Source organism: Ventosimonas gracilis (assembly GCF_001580025.1).
GTDB classification, from domain to species: domain Bacteria; phylum Pseudomonadota; class Gammaproteobacteria; order Pseudomonadales; family Pseudomonadaceae; genus Ventosimonas; species Ventosimonas gracilis.
This window is the reverse complement of sequence record NZ_LSZO01000128.1, coordinates 1-232: the sequence shown is the minus strand read 5'-3', so window position 1 is coordinate 232 and position 232 is coordinate 1. Positions and strand designations below refer to the sequence as shown.

1 protein-coding gene is annotated in these 232 nt (G+C 62.5%); it reads right to left on the bottom strand.

The features are described from left to right. The coding region (locus tag AXE65_RS05620; RefSeq protein ID WP_239685034.1) for a GTP-binding protein at nt 1–232 on the bottom strand (232 nt) is incomplete at both ends.

Genomic DNA, 232 nt, shown 5'->3' with positions numbered 1-232 from the left:
GTCGCGCACTTCCATCTCGACCAGTTCCAGCAGCTCTTCGTCATCGACCATGTCCGCTTTGTTGAGGAACACGACGATGTACGGCACGCCGACCTGACGGGACAAGAGGATGTGTTCGCGGGTTTGCGGCATCGGGCCGTCGGCGGCCGAGCAGACCAGGATCGCGCCGTCCATCTGCGCGGCACCGGTAATCATGTTTTTCACGTAGTCGGCGTGACCCGGGCAGTCGACG